Raw genomic sequence first — 214 nt, 5'->3', positions numbered from 1 at the left:
CATACATTAGATATTTGGTTGCGTAAGCAACGAGATAATCATTCAGCATATGCGTTTATCAAACGTCTCATTAAACAATTTGGTAAACCTCAAAAGGTAGTTACAGATCAGGCACCTTCAACGAAGGCAGCAATGGCTAAAATAATTAAAGCTTTTAAACTTAAACCTGACTGTCATTGTACATCGAAATATCTGAATAACCTCATTGAGCAAG

1 protein-coding gene is annotated in these 214 nt (G+C 35.0%); it reads left to right on the top strand.

What is annotated here, in order from left to right; all coding sequences use genetic code 11:
• The coding region (locus IDG64_RS15735; RefSeq protein WP_142381978.1) for a DDE-type integrase/transposase/recombinase at positions 1-214 on the top strand (214 nt) is incomplete at both ends.

This window comes from Staphylococcus sp. EG-SA-15, from assembly GCF_017151895.1.
Taxonomy (GTDB): domain Bacteria; phylum Bacillota; class Bacilli; order Staphylococcales; family Staphylococcaceae; genus Staphylococcus; species Staphylococcus aureus.
This window is presented reverse-complemented; position numbering and strand designations above follow the sequence as displayed.